The 633-nt window shown below is 66.8% G+C and carries 2 protein-coding genes; both read right to left on the bottom strand.

The window, feature by feature from the left end:
- The coding region (locus tag EOA33_RS37780) for a CinA family protein (protein WP_145989605.1) at positions 1-114 on the bottom strand (114 nt) is incomplete at its 3' end.
- Positions 111-633: 2-C-methyl-D-erythritol 2,4-cyclodiphosphate synthase (ispF, locus tag EOA33_RS37775; RefSeq protein ID WP_127407848.1), on the bottom strand; the 523-nt coding region annotated here is incomplete at its 5' end. The genes EOA33_RS37780 and ispF, both read right to left, overlap by 4 nt.

Below are 633 nucleotides of genomic sequence, written 5' to 3'. Positions count from 1 at the left end.
GTCGGTGAGCGCGGCGATGATCAGGCCGCCGGTGCAGCTTTCCGCCGTCGCCAGCATGATACCGCGTTGCTGGCAGGCCAGAAGCAGGGCGTTTGCGAGTTCGGCGTTGCTCATTCGGGAACCTCACCTGGAAAGACTACGCTGGCGGTGGCGATGGCCGCTATGCCTTCCTGGCGGCCGATGAAGCCAAGCTTCTCATTGGTGGTTGCCTTGATCGAGATCCGCTCGCCGGCGATGCCGAGCATCGCGGCGAGGGCAGCCGTCATCGCCTCGCGGTGCGGGCCGACGCGCGGCGCCTCGCAGATCAGCGTGATGTCGGCATTGGCGATGCGTCCGCCGCGCCCGCGCACCAGCTTGGCCGCATGTTCGACGAAGATCTTCGAGGCGGCGCCTTTCCACTGCGGATCCGACGGCGGGAAATGCGTGCCGATATCGCCAGCGCCGCAGGTGGCGAGCAGCGCGTCGGTGAGGGCGTGAAGGCCGACGTCGGCATCGGAATGGCCGGAGAGCTTTCTGTCGTGCGGAATGACGACGCCGCAGAGCGTGACATGATCGCCCGGCTCGAAGGCATGCACGTCATAGCCGTTGCCGGTGCGGATATCCGGAAAGCGCGGCCGTTCACCGGAAAGCCGC

The organism is Mesorhizobium sp. M4A.F.Ca.ET.050.02.1.1 (genome assembly GCF_003997725.1).
Lineage (GTDB): Bacteria > Pseudomonadota > Alphaproteobacteria > Rhizobiales > Rhizobiaceae > Mesorhizobium.
The sequence above is the reverse complement of the archived record's forward strand: the minus strand, read 5'-3'. Positions and strand labels throughout refer to the sequence as shown.